At 51.5% G+C, this 21450-nt stretch carries 22 protein-coding genes; 3 read left to right on the top strand and 19 right to left on the bottom strand.

All coding sequences use genetic code 11. From position 1 onward, the window contains the following. Positions 1–83: 83 nt before the first annotated feature. From AC0LWN_RS01280 to AC0LWN_RS01260, 5 genes are all read right to left on the bottom strand, one after another. On the bottom strand, positions 84–1187 hold the full coding sequence (locus AC0LWN_RS01280; protein ID WP_474662837.1) for a Gfo/Idh/MocA family protein: 1104 nt from the start codon (positions 1185–1187) through the stop codon (positions 84–86). Between the two features lie 19 nt (positions 1188–1206). Further along, positions 1207–1938, bottom strand: coding sequence for a ThuA domain-containing protein (locus AC0LWN_RS01275; protein WP_474663547.1), 732 nt, complete (start codon positions 1936–1938; stop codon positions 1207–1209). A 40-nt stretch (positions 1939–1978) separates the two neighbouring features. Beyond that, on the bottom strand, positions 1979–3139 hold the full coding sequence (locus tag AC0LWN_RS01270) for a Gfo/Idh/MocA family protein (RefSeq protein WP_474662836.1): 1161 nt from the start codon (positions 3137–3139) through the stop codon (positions 1979–1981). 36 nt (positions 3140–3175) lie between these two features. Beyond that, positions 3176–4216: a LacI family DNA-binding transcriptional regulator gene (locus AC0LWN_RS01265; RefSeq protein WP_474663546.1), complete on the bottom strand. Its 1041-nt coding sequence runs from the start codon at positions 4214–4216 to the stop codon at positions 3176–3178. Between the two features lie 71 nt (positions 4217–4287). Then, complete coding sequence (locus AC0LWN_RS01260; protein ID WP_474662835.1) at positions 4288–5160, bottom strand: LysR family transcriptional regulator; 873 nt, start codon at positions 5158–5160, stop codon at positions 4288–4290. A gap of 123 nt (positions 5161–5283) precedes the next feature. Here AC0LWN_RS01260 and AC0LWN_RS01255 point away from each other — a divergent pair, with 123 nt between their 5' ends. Further along, on the top strand, positions 5284–6186 hold the full coding sequence (locus tag AC0LWN_RS01255) for a DMT family transporter (RefSeq protein WP_474662834.1): 903 nt from the start codon (positions 5284–5286) through the stop codon (positions 6184–6186). Positions 6187–6350: 164 nt separating this feature from the next. Here the strand turns inward: AC0LWN_RS01255 and AC0LWN_RS01250 are convergent, their stop codons facing one another. The 5 genes from AC0LWN_RS01250 to AC0LWN_RS01230 all read right to left on the bottom strand — a co-directional run bounded on the left by AC0LWN_RS01250 (position 6351) and on the right by AC0LWN_RS01230 (position 11788). Then, positions 6351–7844, bottom strand: a complete 1494-nt coding sequence (locus tag AC0LWN_RS01250) for a DHA2 family efflux MFS transporter permease subunit (RefSeq protein WP_474662833.1) — start codon at positions 7842–7844, stop codon at positions 6351–6353. Between the two features lie 35 nt (positions 7845–7879). After that, positions 7880–8494 (bottom strand): TetR/AcrR family transcriptional regulator, encoded by a 615-nt coding sequence (locus AC0LWN_RS01245; protein WP_474662832.1) that lies wholly within the window; start codon positions 8492–8494, stop codon positions 7880–7882. Positions 8495–8695: 201 nt separating this feature from the next. Beyond that, positions 8696–9469, bottom strand: coding sequence for a stalk domain-containing protein (locus AC0LWN_RS01240; protein ID WP_474662831.1), 774 nt, complete (start codon positions 9467–9469; stop codon positions 8696–8698). 220 nt (positions 9470–9689) lie between these two features. After that, the gene (locus AC0LWN_RS01235) at positions 9690–11144 is read right to left on the bottom strand and encodes a DHA2 family efflux MFS transporter permease subunit (protein ID WP_474663545.1); all 1455 of its coding nucleotides are present in this window, start codon (positions 11142–11144) and stop codon (positions 9690–9692) included. A 65-nt stretch (positions 11145–11209) separates the two neighbouring features. Further along, positions 11210–11788 (bottom strand): TetR/AcrR family transcriptional regulator, encoded by a 579-nt coding sequence (locus AC0LWN_RS01230; RefSeq protein WP_474662830.1) that lies wholly within the window; start codon positions 11786–11788, stop codon positions 11210–11212. A 154-nt stretch (positions 11789–11942) separates the two neighbouring features. Here AC0LWN_RS01230 and AC0LWN_RS01225 point away from each other — a divergent pair, with 154 nt between their 5' ends. After that, complete coding sequence (locus tag AC0LWN_RS01225; protein ID WP_474662829.1) at positions 11943–12383, top strand: DUF4395 domain-containing protein; 441 nt, start codon at positions 11943–11945, stop codon at positions 12381–12383. A 60-nt stretch (positions 12384–12443) separates the two neighbouring features. Here the strand turns inward: AC0LWN_RS01225 and AC0LWN_RS01220 are convergent, their stop codons facing one another. From AC0LWN_RS01220 to AC0LWN_RS01195, 6 genes are all read right to left on the bottom strand, one after another. Next, the gene (locus AC0LWN_RS01220; protein WP_474662828.1) at positions 12444–12980 is read right to left on the bottom strand and encodes a hypothetical protein; all 537 of its coding nucleotides are present in this window, start codon (positions 12978–12980) and stop codon (positions 12444–12446) included. Between the two features lie 170 nt (positions 12981–13150). Further along, the gene (locus AC0LWN_RS01215) at positions 13151–14119 is read right to left on the bottom strand and encodes an ROK family protein (protein ID WP_474663544.1); all 969 of its coding nucleotides are present in this window, start codon (positions 14117–14119) and stop codon (positions 13151–13153) included. 165 nt (positions 14120–14284) lie between these two features. Further along, entirely contained in the window at positions 14285–15028 is a 744-nt protein-coding gene (locus AC0LWN_RS01210) for an ABC transporter permease (RefSeq protein ID WP_474663543.1), read from the bottom strand. A gap of 48 nt (positions 15029–15076) precedes the next feature. Beyond that, entirely contained in the window at positions 15077–15871 is a 795-nt protein-coding gene (locus AC0LWN_RS01205) for an ABC transporter permease (RefSeq protein ID WP_458965471.1), read from the bottom strand. Between the two features lie 73 nt (positions 15872–15944). After that, complete coding sequence (locus AC0LWN_RS01200) at positions 15945–17000, bottom strand: ABC transporter ATP-binding protein (protein ID WP_474662827.1); 1056 nt, start codon at positions 16998–17000, stop codon at positions 15945–15947. A 56-nt stretch (positions 17001–17056) separates the two neighbouring features. Next, a complete protein-coding gene (locus AC0LWN_RS01195; protein ID WP_474662826.1) occupies positions 17057–17839 on the bottom strand; it encodes a GTP cyclohydrolase II in 783 nt (260 codons plus the stop codon). 184 nt (positions 17840–18023) lie between these two features. On the opposite strand from AC0LWN_RS01195, the gene catR reads away from it, so the two are divergent. Next, positions 18024–18350 (top strand): catDE operon transcriptional regulator CatR, encoded by a 327-nt coding sequence (gene catR, locus AC0LWN_RS01190; RefSeq protein ID WP_019911205.1) that lies wholly within the window; start codon positions 18024–18026, stop codon positions 18348–18350. Positions 18351–18455: 105 nt separating this feature from the next. On the opposite strand, the gene AC0LWN_RS01185 is transcribed toward catR, so the two are convergent. Genes AC0LWN_RS01185 through AC0LWN_RS01175 form a run of 3 tightly spaced genes read right to left on the bottom strand, consistent with a single transcriptional unit; the run spans position 18456 to position 21447 of the window. Beyond that, entirely contained in the window at positions 18456–19340 is an 885-nt protein-coding gene (locus AC0LWN_RS01185; protein ID WP_474662825.1) for an ABC transporter permease subunit, read from the bottom strand. Beyond that, complete coding sequence (locus AC0LWN_RS01180; RefSeq protein WP_474662824.1) at positions 19337–20329, bottom strand: ABC transporter ATP-binding protein; 993 nt, start codon at positions 20327–20329, stop codon at positions 19337–19339. The genes AC0LWN_RS01185 and AC0LWN_RS01180 overlap by 4 nt, the downstream gene beginning before the upstream one ends. After that, positions 20326–21447: a hypothetical protein gene (locus AC0LWN_RS01175; protein ID WP_474662823.1), complete on the bottom strand. Its 1122-nt coding sequence runs from the start codon at positions 21445–21447 to the stop codon at positions 20326–20328. Before AC0LWN_RS01175 ends, AC0LWN_RS01180 begins: the two co-directional genes overlap by 4 nt. Positions 21448–21450: the final 3 nt, after the last annotated feature.

Below are 21450 nucleotides of genomic sequence, written 5' to 3'. Positions count from 1 at the left end.
AAAAGACAGCACCGCCCACGATGGGCGGTGCTGCGTCATTTAATTAACCCTATTCTCTTCGCCTGCGCCATGCATGCCCCGGTTTAATCCAGTGTATATGGTGCAAGCCCAAGCGGGAGCGGCGCTGGCCGGCTGCAGGTGCTTTGCATTTCATAGAACCGGTGCGAATCGGAAGAGTCGTGAAAAGCCCACATGGCTTCCAGCACATGATAAGCCAGCTCTCCGCTGGCCCGGTGCCGCCGGCCGCTGCGGATGGCGTAGGCCATATCCGTCGGTCCGATTCCCCGGGTATTCTGGTCGTAGCCGGGCAGGAGCGGCTGCTCGCTCCACTCGCTTTCTCCAATCCGGCGGAATTTCACCGGACCGCCGAAGGTATTGGGGTCAGGCACCTGAATCGTTCCTTCCGTGCCGTAGATCTCAATCGGCGGCAGGCTGCTGCCGCCGAAGATGTCGAAGCTTGTGATCAGCGTAGCAATTGCGCCGCCTGCAAACTGCAGAGTTCCGGCGACGTGAGTGGGAATGTCCACCGGAATCTTTTGACCGGCCTTCTTCTCGCTGGTAATGGTCCGCTCCTCCAAGGCTTTGCCGGTCATCCCCGCCACGGTGCGGATAGGTCCAAGCAGTTGTACAAGTGCTGTCAGATAATAGGGGCCCATATCAAACAGCGGTCCGCCTCCGGCAGCGTAGTAAAACTCAGGGTCAGGGTGCCAATGCTCATGTCCCCGGCCCAGCATGAACGCTGTTGCTGCAACCGGACGGCCGATGATGCCGTCTTCAATCAGCTTCAGCGCCGTCTGAATTCCGGCTCCCAGGAAGGTTTCGGGTGCGCTGCCAACGAGCAGTCCTTTTTCCGCAGCCAATTCCAGCACCTTCCGCCCTTCCTCCCTTGTAACGGTGAGCGGTTTCTCCACGTAGACATGTTTGCCAGCCTCCAGCGCCCGCAAGCTGATCTCGGCATGTGCTGCAGGAATCGTTAAGTTGATGATGATTTCAATCTCCGGGTCTTCCAGCAGTTGGTCCACCGTATAGACAAGGGGAATTCCGTAGTGTGCTGCCTGTTCTTCGGCTCTGGCACGGTCCATATCCGCACAAGCGGCAAGGTCCAGCAGCTCGAACTTCTGACAATTCTCCATATAGATACCGCTTATTTTGCCGCAGCCGATAATGCCGACTTTTACTTTATCCATCTTCTTGTTCGCCCCCGCCTTATAGTTGGCTGTCCGCCATGCCGCTGTACCCGGCGAACGCCGCTTGATCTTTTAACGCTGCCTGTGCAATCTGCTTGCCGTCCGCCGCCCAGAGCAAACCGCGCCGCATCAATTCCTTTACCGGCGGCAAATCAACTATATCGGCATGATGGCCCAACGAGTTGTAGTATACCCGGCCATGACCCCAGCGTTTGGTCCAGACTACCGGCATATCTACTGCCTTATTAGCGGCATGCGGCCCATCCACAATGGGAAAGCGTGTTGTAGCCAGAATCTCCACCGCCGGATCATAATGCAGATAATACTGCTCAGTGCAGACGTTGAAGTCGCTAATACCATCTACCAGCGGACTTGAGCCGGGGTGGATTTCCACCTTGTAATCTACTCCGTCATTGCCTGGATGAGCGACCCATTGTCCTCCGGTCATGAACTGCCAATCCACATTGGTCCGAAAAGAATCGCACATGCCACCGTGACAGCCCGCAAGTCCAGTCCCGTTCTGCACGGCTGCCGATACATTGTCCACCTGCTCCTGGGTGATTTGCCCCATCGTCCAGACCGGAACAATCAGATCAAGGCTCAGCAGCTTTTCCCGATCTCCAAAGACCTCAAGTGTATCCGCAACCTCTACCTCGAAATGCTCATGGCGCAGCAGCCCCGCGAATATTCCGGCAACCTGCTCCGGCTCATGACCATCCCAGCCGCCCCATACGATTAATGCCTTCTTCATCATTGTCACTCCTTCTCCTGAATACTAGTGTTTAGAATAATTACATTTCAGAAATCAGAGTCCAGCGGCGTTCCTGAACAGAACGTTCCACTGCCTCCAGTACGGCCTGACATTTCACACCATCGGCAAAGCTTGGCACAGGCTGGCGCCCTTCCGCAACTGCGGAGGACAGCTCCAGTATTTCATGAATGAAGGTATGCTCGAATCCAATCGTATGCCCCGGCGGCCACCAGGCTTCCGCGTAGTCATGGGCAGGATCAGTGGCGAGTACACGCCGGAAGCCCTGCACATCCTCAGCATCCGAGCTCAGATACACCTCCAGCTCGTTCATCCGCTCGAAATCAAACCTTACACTGCCCAAGCTGCCATTGATCTCAAAAGAATTGGTCGAGCGGTGACCGGCAGCAAAACGTGTGGCCTCAAAGCTGCCAAGCGCCCCGTTAGCAAAACGCGCCAGGAACAATGTGGCATCATCTACCGTAACTGGCCCTCTAGCCGCATTGGCACCCGCCCGGGCACTGAGTCCGGTCATTTCAGTCGCCAAAGGCCGCTCCTTGATGAACGTTTCACTCATGCCGATGACTTCTTGCATATCCCCGACCAGGTAATGTGCCAGATCAATCAGATGCGCGCCGAGGTCGCCATGTGAGCCGGACCCGGCGATCTCCTTCTGCAGCCTCCACACTAGCGGGAATTCGGGGTCAATAATCCAGTCCTGCAGAAACCAGGCGCGAAAATGATAGATTTTCCCCAGCCGTCCGCTCTCCACCAGCCTTTTGGCCAGTCTTACCGCCGGAGAGAACCGGTAATTGAAGCCAACCATATGAATAACGCCCGCAGCTTCAGCGGCCTCCAGCATTTCGCGGGAGTCTGCCAGACTCAAGGCCAGCGGCTTCTCACAAAAGATATGCTTGCCCGCTCTCGCTGCCGCAAGCGCGATTTCCTTATGGACATTGCTTGGGGCGTTGATATCAATCAGATCAATATCGTCGCGGGCGACCAGCTCCCGCCAATCGGTTACGGTTTCCGACCAGCCTAGCTGGGCCGCCGCTTCCTGAACGGCTGCGGTATTCCGTCCGCATAACACGGACATTTCCGGTTTAAGCGCTTTCGGGAAAAACATAGGCAGACTGCGATAGGCATTGCTGTGCGCCTTCCCCATGAACTTGTAGCCAATCATTCCGACACGAAGCTGTTTCATCTGATTCCTCCTCAAAGTGATGTAAATGCAGATTCTTCAAGCCTTTAACGATGAAGCACGAACCACAAGCTTAGCAGGAAGCTTAATCCGGATGATTTCACCCGTATCCTGAGCTTCACTGCCCTCCGGCAGCGCCAGCACTTTGGCGGCAGCAATTTCTCCCAGTTGAAAAAAAGGGACCCGCACGCTGCTCAGTGCAGGAGTCGCCAGCTCGGCGGCATCTGAATCGTCATAGCCGACGATGGCCGGCATCCGCTCTCCCGGTATGCCCAGCTCCCGCAGCCCTTGCTGCAGGCCAATTGCCATCCGGTCATTGGCAACGGCAACAGCCTCGATGCGTTCTAACTGCGCGGCAATTTGCCGTGCTGCGGCGATTCCGCTTCGGCGGCTGAAATTCCCTTCGAACAGGAGCATCGGGTCCAAGGAGATATCCGCATCCGCCAGAGCGTCCGTATATCCTGCAAGACGGTCGCGGCTGTTCGAATAGGCCTCCGGCCCGTTCAAGAAAGCAATCCTGGTGAAGCCCTGCTCAAGCAGATGCTTCACAGCCAGACGGCAGCCCAGAACATGGTCGGCATCCACTTCGTGAAAATTCTCGCCCTCAAAATGCTGGTTGACCAGACAAAACGGATGCCCCTCTTCCTTCAGCTTCCGCAGTGCGGAAAGCTCCCCGGCGTCCTCTTTGGCCCCAAGGACAATGCAGGCATCGACCTTGCGCATCCGGAACAATTCGCTGTAATCCAGCGGTTCATCCGCATCGCGGAAGATCATCAACAGATCGTAGCCCTCTTCTCTTGCCCGGCTCCCGATGCCGCTGAGAATTTCAGAGAAATAGTAAGCGGAGAACAGCCGCGCCTTGGGCAAATAAGGCATAATCACACCCAGGTTGCCGCTCCGCCTGCGGGCAAAGCTGCGGGCGAGAGAGCTCGGTGTATAGCCAAGCTCTCTCGCGGCAGCAAGCACCCGCTCCTTGGTCCGCTCCTTGAGCGGCCCAACGTTGTTCAATACGCGGGAGACGGTCGCTTCGGAGACACCCGCCAGCTCGGCGACTTCTTTGCGGCTTGCGATAGCAATCATCCTTTCTTTCGAAACCAAAAATGTACACGCGTACATTCTCTCACGAAGCTTGGCATTCGTCAATCACCAATCTATTCTCCCTTAAACCAAGCCTGAACATGCTTCAAGAATCGTTTTGTCGCCGGAGACGCATATTTCATTGAATGGACGGCAATCCCCAATGAGCGGAAGCTTCGCTCCTCCAGCTCCAGCATGGCTACGTTATGCTTTTGGCGCTGAATGACCAGCTCCGGCAAAATGCTGATGCCCAGCCCATTTTCCACCATTGCAATAATCGCATAATCATCTCCGGCCGAGAACTTGATGTTCGGCTTGATTCCGGCCTTCTCCAGCACCCGTCTGACATCATAATCCGAGCCGGCCTTCGGGATAATGAAATCCTCATAGGCAATCTGTGCAAGCGGCATAAATGGCGCCCTGCTCAAGGGATGCTCCTTGGAGAGAATAGCGAGCATCCGGTCCTGCTTCAGCGGAAACACCTCAAACTTTTCCCTTGTGGGAAGCGAAATAAAGCCGCAATCAATAACTCCGGCTTCGATCCATTGCTCAATCTCCAAATACCCGCCTTCCATCAGTTTAAATTCAATATATGGGTATTCCTTGCGGAATTCCTTAATCATTCCCGGCAGCCAATGCACAGAGACACTGGTGAAGGTGCCGATTGTAATCGTCCCTGTCTCTAATCCGTGGATATCCGCAACCTGCTGCTTCAACTGCTCGTTCCACTTGATAATCTCGCGGATAGGCTGAACGACTTGTTCTCCGTTTACCGTTAATTTAACGCCGGAACGGTTTCTAATCAGCAGGGAGAAGCCGAACTCTAATTCCAGACTGCTGATCGTGTGGCTAATCCCGGACTGGGTGAAGCCCAGCACCTCTGCGGCTTTGGTTAGGCTGCCCAGCTCTACAACCTTCAGGAACACCTCATATTTGCTAATACTCAAGCCTTTGCGCACCTCCGTTATACATGAATAATCCTCATGTTTTATATGATAAACATTCAGTTACCTTATGTATTTGAGCGTATTATACTATAACCAATTGATTTATAGAAGGATGATGATGAAATGAAGCCGCTCAAGGCTGAGCTGATGCTCTTTGTAGTAACCATATTCTGGGGTTCCTCCTACCTGTTCATGAAGATGGGGCTCGGGACTCTCGGGGAGTTTAATCTGATCGCGCTGCGTTTCGGACTCGCTTTTATCCTGGCGGCGCTCCTCTTCCACAAACGTCTCCGCAAGGTGGATGCCAGAACACTCAAATACGGAGCATTGCTCGGATTCCTGCTGCTTGGCGTTTTCACCTGCATCACCTTCGGCCTTAAGACCACAACTACCTCAAACGCGGGATTTCTCGTCGCCTTGACTGTTATTTTTGTCCCGATGCTGGAAGTGCTTGTATTCAGAAAAAAGGTTGCTCCTCCGCAAGTCTTCGGCACTATATTAGCTATCGCCGGAATCGGACTCCTGACCTTAAATTCTTCGCTGCGTATTCAGCCTGGTGACTTCCTCTGCATACTCTCTGCCGTATTCTATGCAGTACAGATTCTGCTCACCGGCAAAGCAGTAAAAACCTGCGATACCTTAAGCATTGGCATTCTGCAGTTAGGCTTCGCCGGCGGATATGCGCTTGTCCTGTCTGCCTTGTTCGAGACGCCTTCTCTGCCTTCTTCCACGTCCGGCTGGATCGCCATTCTGGCACTGGGCATCTTTTGCAGTGCTTGCGGCTTCATTCTTCAGCCCATCGCCCAGAAATATACGACACCGACCCGCACCGGTCTGATCTTCTCCATGGAGCCGGTATTCGCCGCCTTGTTCGGCTACTGGTTTGTTGGAGAGAAGCTGTCGATGCAGGGCTACACCGGAGCAGCGCTTGTTCTGCTGGGCATCGTCGCTTCAGAGCTTTTGGGCAAAGCTCATTTTGCCCCCGGAACCATCAGGCTTCATAAGAAACGCCGAGCCAATCCATAGGGATTTGATAATATTTTCACGCAAAAAAATGCCGCAACAGCACAAGCTGAAGCGGCATTTTTGAAATATAATGTTTCACGCCATCAATCATCCTTATATTTCTCGCTGAAACGGATGCCGCCTCTTTCAGAGGACGGCAAATCCGTTTCTACTTGCGTATTCGTTTAGTGGCCCATCATCATTGCCGGATCAGTTGCCTGACCGTCAGGCGAAGGCTGAGGTGCTACCTTCGGTTTGCGGAGGATTAAGCTTAGTACCACTCCCGCTATCGCGATGCAGGCGGACAGGAAGAACACATCGTTGAACCCTAACACCATAGCCGACAACGGATTGGACCCCGCTGCCATTTTACCCATATGAGCTGTAATCTGACTAGTCAGGTAACCAGTCATGCCTGCTACAGCGAAGGACACAACTACTTGCTGTGCAGCAGCGGTAAGCGGAGTTACCCGGTTCACCCATTCACGCGGCGCAGAATTCAGTACATGTGTATTGACCGGCATCATCGACAAGCCCATGCCAAGACCCATCAAGCCCAGACAGGCCATAATGACTGGAAGACCTGTGTCTACGGTCACGCCGGACAACAGGAACAATGCAGTTGAGATAATACTCAGACCCACAAACACCAGCGGACGCGCACCAATCTTATCAAACAATCTTCCGCCCAGCGGCATCCCAATCCCGGAGGCCAGCGCCTGCGGCAGCAGGATCAGACCGGTCTCAAGCGGCGTGTAATTGCGGATCTGCTGGAGATACAGCGGAACGAACAGCATGGAGCCGAACAATGCGGCTTGAGTCACCCAGCTAAGAATAATTCCCCGGGTGAAATCCGATGAACGGAACACGCGCAGCTCAAGCAGCGGATGCTTGTGAAGCAGCTCGACGATAATAAACAGCACCAGTGCTACACCGCCTACAGCCAAGCCCACAATAGCTCCTGTCGAGGACCAGCTTTCACTGCCGCCCTGATTCACACCGTAAGCGAGCATGGAGAACGCTACTGGAGCCAGAATGATACCCAGAATGTCGAGATGGGCTTTGCCCTTCTTTTCTGTCTTCGGCAAATATTTGATGCCAAGAATGATGCCTACGATTCCGATTGGAACGTTGATCAGGAAGATCCAGTGCCAGCTCACATACTCTACCAGCCAACCGGACAATACCGGTCCAAGTGCGGGAGCGAGCAGCATTGGAATACCGAGCATACCCATAATGGAGCCTCTACGTTCAGGCGGCGCAAGTCTGAATACCATCGCCATCCCAATCGGGGCAACCATCCCGCCGCCCAGTCCTTGAATGACCCGGAACACAATGAGCTGTGTTGACGTCTGCGCAATTGAGCACAGCATCGAGCCTAAGACGAACATGGCAACAGTTGAGATAAAAACTTGCTTGGACCCGAAACGGTCAGTCATATAACCAGCCAGCGGAATGACGGCAGCCAGAGCGAGGGTATATCCCGTAATCGCCCACTGCACTGTTTTGAGATCCGTACCAAAATAATCGACCAGCTTTGGTACAGCCACATTGACTACCGTACCATCCAGGATAACCATAATCATCCCGACGATAATCGCCAGCAGCGGCGGCAGTATAGCTTTTAATGAGAAAGGCTGCTCCACCGGGGCGCTCTTCACATTTGATGTTTTTGACATTTATTCTCCACTCTTTCTCTTTTTATATAATTGTATTAATCAAAATAACGTTCAAACAGTCCGTCGATTTGTTCCCCAATGGAAGGAAGATTGAAGTACGGCAGCATATCCGTTTGATTCTCAGGCAAGCTTGTGACCATTATCACCGGAAATACCACAGCGCCGTATATCTGAAGATACATCGTCATCTGAGTATTTTTATCCTGCTCACCTGTGATTTCCTGGATGGCCTGAAGAATCTTCTCGATCCGCATCATTTTGCAGTAACGGGTGTATTCGTCCAGGGAACCCATGATATGGTGTCTCTGATCAAGCATTTGTTTGGCCAATCCGGGGTAACGCTTAAGCTCTTCAATGTAACGAAGGAAAAATTGCTTAAGCCGCTCCCTTGGAAGCATTGTGTCGTCCTCCAGCGCTGAAAAAGCATTGTCAAAGGTAGAGAGCAGCATCCGTACCGCATCTGCCAACAGCTTCTCTTTGGAGCCAAAATGATAATTGACTAGGGCCAGATTCGTCTCTGCTTTGGCGGCTATATTACGCATGGTGGCACAGTGGAACCCCTCGCTGCGAATAAGATCCAAAGTCGCCTCAAGTATAGTCTGCTTCGTATCCTTCTCTGTTATGTCAGCGATGTTCTCATCTTTGATCATAGCTTTGGCTGATCCCCCCTTTCCTGGTACATGTTGCTGAACCCCGTTTTAAACAGCGTTTAATCCGAATTTAAAGTTACTCTCAATTTAGGTTCCTGTCAAGCAAATTTATAGTGAAACGGTTTCACCAGCAAGCACTTCGTTCAACACAAAGAAGGCCGCATTCGCAGCCCTCTTAACTCAACACCTTATTCATATCTTCTAATTCACCTGGCTGGACAGAGCTTCATCCGCGATTACCGGCTCAAGCTTGAGCCCGGTGATTTTACCCGTTTTGTCTATTGTCAGATTCAATACAGCATCGGAATTGGCAAAATAGAGCACGCTCTGGATTGTCATATTCTCCCCGCCCCACTGGCTTTCCGTTGCTTTTACGCCGAAGAAATCTCCGGCCGGAACCGCAATGCCTTCCCAGCTCTTCTGAATCAGCGGCAAGGAAAGCTGCTCCGCTGCCGGCTCGCTGAAATAACGGTTCTGAAGCTCCTGGTATTTGCCTGCAGCGAGCAGTCCGGATACCGCCCCTGCCATTACCTCGGGAGCGTAAATCTCGGCTTGGCCTTCGGTCTGGTTATAGGAGGTAATCAACCCAATCGCATTAAAAAAGGAAAGCGGAACATAAATCCGTTTCTGTCTGACCTCAATCGGTTCCTTGAAAGGTACTTTATCCTTTCCGTTAAGCGTAAGCTCCTGGCCGCTGAGCTTGAACTCAATGGTCTCTTTAAAGCGTGTCAACTGGATTTCTCCAGTGCTGCCCTGATAGGACGTCTTGTACTTTAAGGCTTCGGCTGTCTCGCGCAGCGGTATCATAACCCCTGATCCATTCTTATAAGCTGCTGCCCCGTCAAGCGGCAATAGCTGTCCATTCATAACTACCTTCACATTATCTGCGGCTAGAACGCTCTGCGGCGTTATAAGCGCTGACCCGGCTGCCAATAACAGAATACTGAGGATAACGGCTGCGATTTTGTTTTTCACATCGAATTCCACCTCTCCTGTATTATTCACGCAAGCTGCTGGGAATAGAACATACATTAAACATTAACCAAAAAACCGGATTTTATAACACCTGTAAGCAGCGTCCTATTATATCTTATGTATTGAGCAATTTGAGATGATACGATAGTTTAAATTCTGAATTCTCTGACATAGTAAAAAGCACACCCGCCTTGCGGATGTGCCCGATACTTAACTGTTATTAATGCATCGACGCCTGTGCTTTATGCTGAACGATGACACGCTTCAAGAAGAAAGCGACCAGCAGACCGATAACAGCCATCGCCATTCCAAAAATAAAGGCATTCTGCACGCCTTGCGTAAACGCAGGCAGCAGATTGGCCGGATCGGCCGGGTTGCTCACCGACTCCATATAGCTCTTGGTGCCTGCGGTCATGATGCTGACTGCCAGCGCCGTACCAATTGCACCCGCAACCTGCTGCAGGGTGTTCATGATGGCGGTACCGTCCGGGTACAATTCCATAGGCAACTGATTGATGCCGTTCGTCTGAGCAGGCATGAAGATCATGGATACCCCGATCATCAGCGCGCTATGCAGCACAATTACGAACACTACAGTAGAAGTGGCGTTGATGTTCGAGAAGAACCAGAGCGATACCGCTACAATAACAAGCCCGGGAATAACGAGCCATTTCGGGCCGTATTTATCGAACAAGCGTCCCATAACCGGCGACATCAGTCCGTTGATAAATCCTCCGGGCAGCAGCAGCAGACCGGCTTTGAAGGCAGAGTAGCCTTGCCCCTGCTGAAGGTACATTGGAAGAATGAGCATTGAGGACAGAATGACCATCATGCAGATGAAGACCATCAGCACACCAACCACGAACATCGGATACTTGAATGCACGCAGATTAATCATTGGCTGCTTCATCGTATTTTGACGGATCACAAACAGGACAAGGGCAATCACGCCAATTGCGATGGCAATGATCACTTTAGGGCTTCCCCAGCCTTCCGCTTCCCCGGCGCTGCTGAATCCGAACACCACACCGCCAAAACCAACGCTGGACAGTACAATCGACAGCAGATCAATCTTCGGCTTCGTGACCTCGGTCACGTTCTGCATGAACAGAATTCCGCTGATCAGAGCGATTACCAGGAACGGCAGGGACAGCCAGAAGATCCAGTGCCAGCTCAGGCTCTCAATCAGCAGCCCGGCAATCGTCGGGCCAATCGCCGGAGCGACCATAATGACGAGCCCGATAAGCCCCATCGCCGCTCCTCTTTTTTCAGCCGGAATAATGACCAGAATCGTATTGAACATCAGCGGCAGAAGCAGTGCGGTTCCCATCGCCTGAACAACACGGGCCGTAAGTAAAAATTCGAAATTCGGCGATGCCGCTGCCAGGAAGGTTCCCAGGATGGAGAAGGATACTGCGGCAACGAATAACTGTCTCGTTGTAAACCACTGCAGCAGCAGACCGGATATAGGAACAAGAATACCCAGTGTCAGCAGATAAGCTGTTGTCAGCCATTGTGCAGTAGTTGGTGTAATATTGAGCACCTTCATGAGATCACTTAGTGCGACATTCAGAGCTGTCTCACTGAACATGCCGATAAATCCGGCAAGCAGCAGGGAGACGAGAATCGGAATGGTTTTGAACTTTCTTTCTCCAGTTTGTTTCTTTTCAGTCATGGTGGCTTCCACTCTTAGATCCTCCTGATTATACGTTTATTTATCTCTCTCTGTGTGTTTCTTGCTTAACCCAGCAATACAGGAACCATTCTTGCTGCGGCGAGCAGCGGATCAGTACTCCGGCAGGTCAATGTCTGCAAGAGCGCCCCTTCGAACAAGGAGACCACTACAGACGCCCTATCGGCTGCTTGCCGGCTATCGGTTCCTTCCTCAAGCAAACGCTGCATAATCACATCCTGCCAGTCCTTGAACACAGCTTGGCATGCTGTTCTCAGCTCTTCACTGATGCAGGAGGTCTCCACAGCTACCCAGAAGCTGAACGGGACCATTCCTTTATAATCGGAACCTTCCGCGTCCTTAACCATCTGCAAGATAAACTCCTGAACCGCCTGAACGATACTTACATCCTTCTCTACATAATCCCTGAGCTGCCTTGCGACGATTTCACTCGTCTTGTTGATGCAGGTTAGTGCCAGCTCCTCTTTGCCGTGCGGGAAGTAATAATAGAGCGATCCCTTGGGCGAGTCGCTATCCTTGATGATTTGACTCAGACCGGTAGCGTGATAGCCTTGTGTAAAAAATAATCTTGTTGCAGAATCCACAATCGCATCACGCGCATTGGGCTTGTTTGACAAGCGCGCCACTCCTTTTTGTATTATAACGATTGGTCTACATAATAAAACCACGAATTTGCGCGAAATGTCAAGATTATTTTCAAATTTAAAGTATTTTTTCAATTGCCGCCATAAGTTGAATGCGTTATAATTTTATTATTCCAATGCGAAAGGTATGATTTGGATGAGCAAGGATGCTGCTTCAAGGGGAATTCCACGCCCGCTTGTCAAAACCAATCAAGCATTTATCGTCTTATCTGTACTGGCAACCTGGTTTACAGGCCAGTACTGGATTCTCGCACTGCCGCTTGCTGCCGGACTGTCTGGCCTGCTGTTCGGTTACAATCCAGTCATCAAGCTTGCCGCCATGCTTCTGACCAAAGAACGCTCCAGCTATCTGCTTGAAGATTGGGATCAGCAGCAGTTCAATCAGAGCATCGCCGTCTTCTGCCTCACGGCCGGACTGGTCAGCTTCCTGGCAGGCTGGACAGTTGCTGCTTACATCTTCACTGCTATGGTCGCTGTAGCTGCCACTGTCGCTATCCTCGGCTTCTGCATCGGCTGCTTCATCCACTATCAATGGAAGATGTACACCTACAGACGTAAGCAAAAAGTTGTGCATTAACCTTCCCCCTACATGCAGCGGGCGCCTGACTTCCGCCAGGCGCCCGCTGCGCAATATGCTCTACTCCTCACGTTCTTCCCCTGCAACATCCCAGCGATGCCTGAATTTCTCCAGACGCGGGTGTACATAAGCCGGAGCCTCTGACAGGATAAGACGAATCTTAACGATCCACTCCTCAAAAGAAGAATAGGAAGCGAACAGGTTCGCCGTCTCCGGCGTCAGATACAGAAAATACGGCGATGGATACACGGTACTGATATGACGAAGGGCAGAATCCAGCGGCGTATATTTTTTTCGCTTGCCTTCGAGACTCTCTACCGTAATGAACGAACGTCCCTGTTCTCTTTTCCACTCATGCAGACGGTCCTCCCGCTTATAGAACGCCTGCACAGGCTCTTTGCTCATCCGCCTTACCGTTTCTTCATGCAAAGGATACAGCACCAGCTTGGTAAATTTACGGTCCGCCGCTGTCTTGGCCGCGAGTTCAAGCTCCTGATCCGTTGTCCGCTCAAAAGAATCGTAAAACACCAGTGTTCCCTTACGCTCTGCAGCTGGCGGCTCATAGCCATAAGGCACTCTTTGAATGTCGTGTTTCATCTTTGCCCTCCTGCTTGAATCTTCACATTGTCTATCCTGAAATAACGATGTCCGAACAGAGGACATTGTTATGGAAGCCTCGAATTTGGCGAAGCCAAACTTAAGGCCCTTCTATGAAATTTCATGGCCCTGAAGTGTCGCGAAAGAGCGACATGGATGTTTATAGCATATCATGCATGCAGCTTCCTGTGTGCATATGTTGCGGCTCCCAGCGTTCCCGCCCGGCTGCCAAGCCCGGCCTGGACAATGCTGCACTTGCTGCCGGACAGCTTCAGTGTGTGTTCCTTCACGGTTGCACGGACACTGCGCAGCAGCCGCTCTCCAGCCGCAGACATCCCGCCGCCGATCACAATCGCCTCGGGATTCAGCAGATTGATAACGTTGGCCAGACCAAAGCCAAGCAGAGTCCCCGTCTCGTGCATTACCTCCATCGCCAGCTCGTCTTCCAGATCATAGGCTTCTGAGATCATCAGAGCCGTTATCCGCTCATTGTCGCCGTCTGTCCAAGTTTGGATGATACTGTATCTGCCTTCGCCCAGCTTTTCCTTGAACGTATTTACCATGCCCACCGCCGACACATATCTGCCCAAGCAGCCTGAGCTGCCGCAGCGGCAGGGACGGCCCTGCCTGTACATGTTCATGTGGCCGATTTCCCCTGCGCTGAACGTCGTTCCGTAGACCACCTTGCCGTCACTCACAATCCCCGAACCCAGACCCGTCCCCAAGGTCAGCAGGACCACGTTCTGATACCCTTTTGCGGCTCCATGCAGCCATTCCCCATACAAATTCACTCTTACATCATTGTCAATAAATACAGGAAAGTCATAGTATGGCTTCATCTCATTTACAATATGTACTTGCTCCCAGCCCGGAAAGTTGGGCGAGAACAGGGACAGCCCCTCCTTGGGATCAAGCAGCCCTGGAACTCCCATGCCCATGCAAACGACGCTGTGAAGGCTGATCCCCTTGTCCTCAGTCAGCAGATTTATCGCATAACGAATCCGGCTAAGCACATGCACCGGTCCTTCTCCCGCCTCTGTAGGAACTGACACCTCGCCGACTGCAGCAAAATCGGCATCAAATAAAGCCGCCTTGATATTGGTTCCGCCCAAATCTACTCCTATGATGTACGATCTCATTGTTTCCACGCCCCACTTCTTCTAATCTCACTAATTATTATGGGGAACTATTGCACATGTTAAAAGAGACTTATATAACATCTTATAATACTTTTGGAACACAAAAAGACAGACCCGGCGGTTCATCGCCTGTCTGCCTTACTGTTATTGTACTGGAGGCCGGTTTTATGAACCGGCTCCTTTATATTTTTTCACTCCGTAATTCCAGGATACAAGCCCGATTCCCAAGAACACCGCACCAACTACTGGAGTCAGCAGTGCCATGCGCTGCATCTCTTCCCTGTGGAGAAACAGCGCTGCCGGATAGACGCCGACAAAAGCAAACGGGACAATCCACGTAAGCAGCACCTGTATTGCACGGTTGTAGATCGTAACCGGATAGCGGCCGTAGGTCTGGATGTTGTACATCAGCGGCAGAATCCCGGTTGGAGCATCGGAATAGAAAGACAATGAGGTCAGGGTCGTATAGATCCCTGTGTAGATCGCAACCGCGCTCAGGGTCAGAATGATCAGCATCGGAATCGTCCACCATTCAAAAGGCAGGCCCAGATTGCTCCCGCTGATCCCCATAATGATCAGGCCGATGATTGAACCGACCAGTGCGGGCGGGTCTACATTTTCCAGAAAAATCTGGAACAGGTTATGCGCCGGACGCGTCAGGACGCGGTCCATTTCGCCTTTGACAATGTAGCGCTCGCTGAAGCCCCACATATTTACGAAGCAACTGAAGACGCCAAAAGGCACCATAAAGAAGCCGTATACGAACACTACCTCGTTCTGATTCCAGCCGCCAAGGCTGTCGGTATGCATGAAGATAACCAAAATGAAGATGAAGTTGGTCGCCTGAAACAGCAGATCCGACACCACCTCTACCCAGAAATCGGCGCGGTAGGTTAGGCGGGTCTTCATATAGTTTTTCAAATATTCAAATAATAATCCCAAGTAATACAACGTCGCTCACCCTCCCTGCACGAACAGCCGCTGACGCGCCGCATAGTATAGCCAGACAATCGGAATCAGCAGCAGCAGGAACCAGACGACCTGGACCCCCAGTACATTCCAGATGCCTACGCCCTGAACCCGGCCCGTAAAAACGGACCCCGGCAGGTAGGTGATCGCTTGAAAAGGCAGAACTTTAAGCACCGAAGACAGCCAGTCCGGGAACAAGCTGATCGGCACGATCAGACCGGAGAAGAGATCAACCACCACACGCTTCATGCGCATCATACCCTCGTTGTTCTCCACGAAGAAGGCGGATAGACCTGTAATGACGTTAATCTGTGAGCTGATCAGGAAGCTGAAAAAGAGCATAACGAGAAATCCGGCCCAAGCCGAAGGCGCTGTCGGCAAGTGCACCGGGAACAACAGAACCGCAATCACCATACCCGGGATCATCAGCATCATGAAGCGGAACACGCCTTCGCCAAGTCCCTGCATCATTTTGACCAGTACATAGTTATACGGCCGGATAAATTGGATGGCGATGCTGCCGTCCCGGATATCCGTAGAAATCTCCCTATCGAGATTGTTGAAGTAAAAGGCCCTCGCCATCCACGAGACAGCCACATAAGTCGTCATCTGCGCACCCGTGAAGCCGCCCAGTGATTCACCGTTGCCGTAAATGGCTTTCCAGGTGAAATAATTCACCCCAATGTTCAGTGTATAAATGAGAATACCTGAGTAATAATTGACACGGTAAGCCAGCATGGTCAGAAAACGGATGCGGATGAAATCAAAATAAGCGCCGAGCAGCAGCCTCCATCCTTTCTCCTGTGAACCGCCCGAAGAGGAGCCTCCGGCTGCTGCCGCCGCAGCTCTGAGCTTATTAGACATGAATGACCTCTTTCTCATCCTGCAAAGCAAGTATCTTCTCTTCCGGTTTATCCGCCGAGCCTGATTGATAAATGCTGCGGACGATATCATCCGTATTCGTTTCAACAATCTTGATATCCGTAATATCCGCTTGTCCAACGACACTTCCCAGCACATCGGACACATTCAGCTCCAGCGGAATCCAGGCCTTGGCACCAAGATCATTCTCGGCTGTCCAGGTCACCGGCATCCCTTCTGTCCAGTGCATGAGCTGTGCAAGCTTCGTAGCTGTCCCGAATTGGAAAATCACCTCACGCCCGGTTCCCCAGCGCTGCTTCAATTCCTCAAGACCGCCATCATAAATAATCCGTCCGTCATCCAGCATGATCACCCGGGAGCACAGCGCTTCAATATCCTGCAGGTCATGAGTGGTCAGCAGAATAGTTGTGCCATGATCACGGTTCATATCCTTCAGAAACTGGCGGATTTCCGACTTCACAACAATATCCAGGCCAATCGTCGGCTCATCCAGAAACAGAATGGACGGATTGTGCAGAAGTGCAGCGACCAGCTCACAGCGCATCCGCTGTCCAAGGCTAAGCTTACGGACCGGACGGTTAAGCAAATCCTGAAGCTCCAGCCGTTCAACCAGCTCATCGAGCCGCTTCTTGAAGTCATGCTCCGGCACCCGGTACACCTTGCGCAGCAGCTGGAAGGATTCAATAACGCCGATATCCCACCATAGCTGGCTGCGCTGTCCGAATACAACGCCTATGTTGCCCACGAATTTCTCGCGTTCCTCATAGGGAACATAACCCCCAACGGAAAGCGTGCCGGAGGTCGGAACCAGGATGCCGGTGAGCATCTTGATCGTAGTCGATTTACCCGCACCATTCTCGCCGATATAGCCGCAAATTTCGCCCTGCGGAATGCTGAACGAGATATCCTTTACCGCTGTTACCTCAGAATATTGCCGCTTAAACAAATCAGCGAAGGCCCCTTTGAGGCCCTCGCGGTTTTTTTGGACTTTGAAGGTTTTGCGCAAGTCCTGCACTTGAATTGCATTCATATTGTACCTCACTAGACTTAGTATTGGGCTCAGTACCCCATTATAACATCTCTGTGTTATTTGGCTACTCGTCCCTCAAAAAAATCGGTGCTCGGCACTGCCTCCAGATGGCCCGAACGCGCCACTTTTGTCCGCAGATACTTTTCATTGAAGACGGAAACATCGCCCCATAAAGGAACTCTCTTGCCAGTATTCATACCGGCTGCCTTCAGGGCTTCCAGCTTCTTCGGATTATTCGTAATCAATGTCACAGGCTTGCTGCGCAGGTGCTGCAGAACGCTGATCGCATCTCTGTAGTCTCTGGAATCATCGGCAAAGCCCAGCTCCAGATTGGCTTCTACAGTATCATACCCTTCTTCTTGCAGAATGTATGCCATAGCCTTGCTGAACAAGCCGATGCCTCTTCCTTCGTGGTTAGCCAGGTAGAACAGGGCTCCCGATCCATGCTGCGCGATCATCTTCATCGACTGCCGGAGCTGGAATCCGCAATCGCAGCGTTTGCTGCCAAAAATATCTCCTGTATGGCAAATGCTGTGCATGCGGATCAGCGCATCGTCTGTATGCTCGAAATCGCCGTAGACCAGTACGCTGGATTGCTGTCCTTCGGCAAGATTCATCGAGGATAACCGTGAAATCAGCAGCTCAGTCGCTTCTTTGCTGTCGCCGCCCTGCAATTCCTCATCCGTGGCCTTAAGCCAGCTATACCATTTAAAGGTGACGGTCTCTCCATCCAGATTCACAGGCAGTGTAATAGGTCCGACAAGTATATTAGTGGAATCATCCATGGTAATCCGTTTGATTTTATTCTGCAGAATAGATAAGATTTCTGGTTTGATCATGATAACACCGTCCTAAACATAGTAATATTAATTACAATTTTAATATTTCAACTTTATACGTCAAGTAACTATTTGTAAGTAAGTTTATCATTGTAATATAACTTCGTCAAGTTATAATATATATTTAAATATTAATAATTACTTATTGTAAGTTTATGATATAATGAATGTGGAGGTGATCTTTATGGAAAATTTCGAAATGTGTCCCCGCTTTGAAAAAGCGGTAGACGTGCTCAGCAAACGCTGGGTTGCGCTTATAGTATTCGTGCTCATGAATGGTCCCCGCCGATTTGGAGAAATCGAGAGCTGTCTGTCCAATCTTAGCGGCAAGGTATTGTCCGACCGCTTGAAGGAAATGGAGAACGAAGGCATCATTCAACGCACAGTCTACCCTGAAATACCTGTACGCATTGAATACTCACTAACCAGCAAAGGTAATGCACTCGCTCCAATTCTTGGTGAAATCAGCAATTGGTCAACAGATTGGATTGAGATCGGCGCAAGTAAATGACGTCCGGCATGCATGCGCAAATAGCGCCCTTACCCGGTTCCACCTAATGGAATCAGCTAAGGGCGCTATTTGTTATGTCAATTGTTTATGAACGCAGGGGCAGAGCTACAGATCCTTCCGCTGAAACCGCAGCATTCCTATCATAAAGACAACAATCGTATACAGCATGGCATAAACGACAAATGAATTCGTAGGACTGGAACTCAAGTCCAGCAGTGGAAAGGAACTAAAATTCATATTAATCATACTGCTAATCTCAGAGAGATTGAACAACTTCGCTGTCATTTTGCGCTGCAGTCCATCTGCCGGCATAAGCAGTGACATGATCCCTGTCAGATTGTGCAGCGTATGCAGAGCTTCTTCCTTCAAACCAAGCGAACTGCTTAGGTTGTCGATCATTCCGCCGATCCAGCCCGCTCCGTAGAGCATGGTCATGAAGACGCCGTTCCCGATTGCCGAGAACAGGCCGGAGCCAAGCATGGACAAGCTGATCAGCAGCGGCACTACGGATGCGAAGAGCAGAAAAGCTTGTACAAGCGCCACGCCGTCGCGCGGGATGGCGGCATGTGCATTGGCAATGAGCAATATCGCAGCAAACAGAAGCAGGGCATAAAGAATCCCCAATGTGACATAACCGAGCCAGCGGCCAAGATACCATTTCCAGCGCGGCAGCGGACGAGGCAGCAAAGCTTGCATAACCCCCTGCTCCGCTTCCCCCGCGATAGCCGAGAAGGAACTGAAGATTGCCAGAAATGCGATGACAAACGCTCCGAAGAAATACCCTATGGATAAAATGACAACGCCCCGCGAAAAACTTTCAATCAGATTGTCCCCATTCGCGATACCCGTTCTCTGGGGTGCCCCGCTGGCTCCAAGGGTTGACGCAACAAACCAGAATGCGAGCAGAAATGCAGCAGTCATCAGCAGCGTCATAAGCATAACTTTCTTGCGGAGCAGCTCCCTCCAGGTCATTCCCATTATAATTCTCATTCCCGCTCCCCCCTGTGGCTAAGCCCTGAAACAGCATCCATGAACCATTCTTCCAGCCGTTCTTTTTTACTCGCAACCTCATATAAGGTCATGCCCTGCTGGATGATCAGTGTATTCAGCCAGCCTACTTGTTCCTCACTCTCGACTTCCGCCTCCAGCCACACGGTGCTGCCTTCAATAGACGATGGCACAATAATTGTGCCGTCTTTACGATCTGCATTCTCCGCCGACTGTCTAATCTGCAGCCCGGTCTGCTCAATCAGCCAGGACAGCAAAAAAGGCGAATAGCCGCCCACTTTAAAATGCCAGCTAGTTCGCTTATTTAATACTTCCGATACTTTGCCGTGCCGCAGGATCTCACCGTTATTCAGCAGCGCCATCCGGTCGCACAGCACCTCAACATCCTCAAGCAGGTGAGAGTTGAGAAAAATGGTAATGCCCCGCTGTTTAAGCTCTTCCAGTATGCTCCGGACTTCCATACGGCCGATCGGGTCAAGGGCCGATGAAGGCTCATCCAGAAAAACAAGCTCCGGCTCATTCACAAGCGCGCAAGCGAGGCCTAACCTCTGCTGCATTCCCTTGGAATAATGCTTCACGCGGTCGCGTCCACGCTGCCCTATTCCCACCTCTTCCAGCAGCTCAGGTATTCTGCGGTCCGCCACGGGTTTTGCGATACGGCATAAGCGGGCATGGAGTCTGACCACCTCTTCTCCGGTCAGCCATTCCTGGTACCGGTACAGCTCCGGCAGGTAGCCGATCTTTGACTTGGCCGCAAGAGAGCCGATAGGATGCCCGAATATAGCCGCGTTTCCGCTGGATGGCCGGATCAATCCGGCCATCATTTTAACAAAGGTGCTTTTCCCGGCACCGTTGGGACCGAGGAAGCCGAAGGCTTCCCCTTTCTCAACAGTAATAGTAACATCACGGCAGCCGCGTCCGTTGCTGTATTCCTTAGTCAATAGCTGTGCTTCGATTGCGGGTACGTTCATTGCGCGATCAACTCCTGAAGCTGTTTCATGAACTTTTCTTTATCCTGATACACCGTTCCTCCGGTCAGCTCGAACAGTTGCCCCTTGTTCACCCAGGTTGCGTTATAGGTTGGCCCACTGTTATATTCTGTGGTTTCCAAGATCACTCTTGTTCCGTTAACGGTGATTTGTTCCGAATGATTCCCTTTGATTATAGGCATGGGCAGGTTGCCAGCCAGAATACTGCTCATCTGCAGGCTCGATTTCAAATTATCCGGCAGCAGCGGGAAGTCCAGAAGAGCCTGGACAGCTTCTTCGACATTAATAGAAGGATCAACATCCACCACAGGCGTTTTCATCTGCCGCAGACTCGCCCAGTGATCATCCTTGGATAGATCGTAGTTTACGGACTCGGGAAGCCGCAGCGTGACCGGCTTACCGTCAATGGATTCAGGCAACAGCTGTTTCGCTCCCAGACTCTTCAGCGCTTTATTTACCTCATCAACCTTCAATGTCAGCGTAATTTCCTGTGAGGGGCTTACATACACCGATTTAATGTTATTAATGGCATCGCCAGTCAGCGCGGAGAAGCCCAATTTGTCCTGAAGCGCATCCACTGGAACCATTCCGGTTATCTTGCCGGAAGAAGTGCTGAAGGCGCCAAATTTGTTGATATCATTCTCGCTTGTTCCTCCCTCCCCGAACTGGTAGAACAGATTTCGCAGATCATCTTCATTGACAAGCGCAACTTCCTGTACGCGGAATTGACCCAGTATGGCGGCCATTGCAGTGTTGCCTACAGGTGTAGAGAGTATGGCGGCAAAAACAGCTACCCCTGCCGCCGCAGCAGCCCATTTCCGGCGCCGGGTCATTACAGGCCGCCGCGACTGCCCCCGGGTCGTTCTATTCTCTGTAGGCTCAGGTGCCCCGGATGCTAATGCATGCTGCTGCACAGTTTCATTATTAAGTGGTTCAGCCGCGTCTACCCCATATATTGTTGTTTCATTCTGAGTCACTGCACGCTGCCCCCAGGTTGCCCATACCGGGTTCACCGGTTCAGCGGAGAGCTTCTGCTCCATTTTCGCCCATGCTTCATCCGTTCCGTGCTTATCTGTATGTTTATTTTCGGGATTGGTCATTTT

Source organism: Paenibacillus sp. sgz302115, assembly GCF_056120445.1.
The sequence above is the reverse complement of the archived record's forward strand: the minus strand, read 5'-3'. Positions and strand labels throughout refer to the sequence as shown.

Coding starts and splice junctions, on each gene's coding strand:
- AC0LWN_RS01265 (WP_474663546.1), bottom strand. CDS start 4,216: ATGATTGCTATCGCAAGCCGCAAAGAAGTCGCCGAGCTGGCGGGTGTC.
- AC0LWN_RS01275 (WP_474663547.1), bottom strand. CDS start 1,938: ATGAAGAAGGCATTAATCGTATGGGGCGGCTGGGATGGTCATGAGCCG.
- AC0LWN_RS01235 (WP_474663545.1), bottom strand. CDS start 11,144: ATGACTGAAAAGAAACAAACTGGAGAAAGAAAGTTCAAAACCATTCCG.
- AC0LWN_RS01185 (WP_474662825.1), bottom strand. CDS start 19,340: ATGAGAATTATAATGGGAATGACCTGGAGGGAGCTGCTCCGCAAGAAA.
- AC0LWN_RS01255 (WP_474662834.1), top strand. CDS start 5,284: ATGAAGCCGCTCAAGGCTGAGCTGATGCTCTTTGTAGTAACCATATTC.
- AC0LWN_RS01200 (WP_474662827.1), bottom strand. CDS start 17,000: ATGAATGCAATTCAAGTGCAGGACTTGCGCAAAACCTTCAAAGTCCAA.
- AC0LWN_RS01210 (WP_474663543.1), bottom strand. CDS start 15,028: ATGAAGACCCGCCTAACCTACCGCGCCGATTTCTGGGTAGAGGTGGTG.
- AC0LWN_RS01175 (WP_474662823.1), bottom strand. CDS start 21,447: ATGACCAATCCCGAAAATAAACATACAGATAAGCACGGAACGGATGAA.
- AC0LWN_RS01180 (WP_474662824.1), bottom strand. CDS start 20,329: ATGAACGTACCCGCAATCGAAGCACAGCTATTGACTAAGGAATACAGC.
- AC0LWN_RS01280 (WP_474662837.1), bottom strand. CDS start 1,187: ATGGATAAAGTAAAAGTCGGCATTATCGGCTGCGGCAAAATAAGCGGT.
- AC0LWN_RS01245 (WP_474662832.1), bottom strand. CDS start 8,494: ATGATCAAAGATGAGAACATCGCTGACATAACAGAGAAGGATACGAAG.
- AC0LWN_RS01215 (WP_474663544.1), bottom strand. CDS start 14,119: ATGAGATCGTACATCATAGGAGTAGATTTGGGCGGAACCAATATCAAG.
- AC0LWN_RS01195 (WP_474662826.1), bottom strand. CDS start 17,839: ATGATCAAACCAGAAATCTTATCTATTCTGCAGAATAAAATCAAACGG.
- AC0LWN_RS01250 (WP_474662833.1), bottom strand. CDS start 7,844: ATGTCAAAAACATCAAATGTGAAGAGCGCCCCGGTGGAGCAGCCTTTC.
- catR (WP_019911205.1), top strand. CDS start 18,024: ATGGAAAATTTCGAAATGTGTCCCCGCTTTGAAAAAGCGGTAGACGTG.
- AC0LWN_RS01225 (WP_474662829.1), top strand. CDS start 11,943: ATGAGCAAGGATGCTGCTTCAAGGGGAATTCCACGCCCGCTTGTCAAA.
- AC0LWN_RS01220 (WP_474662828.1), bottom strand. CDS start 12,980: ATGAAACACGACATTCAAAGAGTGCCTTATGGCTATGAGCCGCCAGCT.
- AC0LWN_RS01270 (WP_474662836.1), bottom strand. CDS start 3,139: ATGAAACAGCTTCGTGTCGGAATGATTGGCTACAAGTTCATGGGGAAG.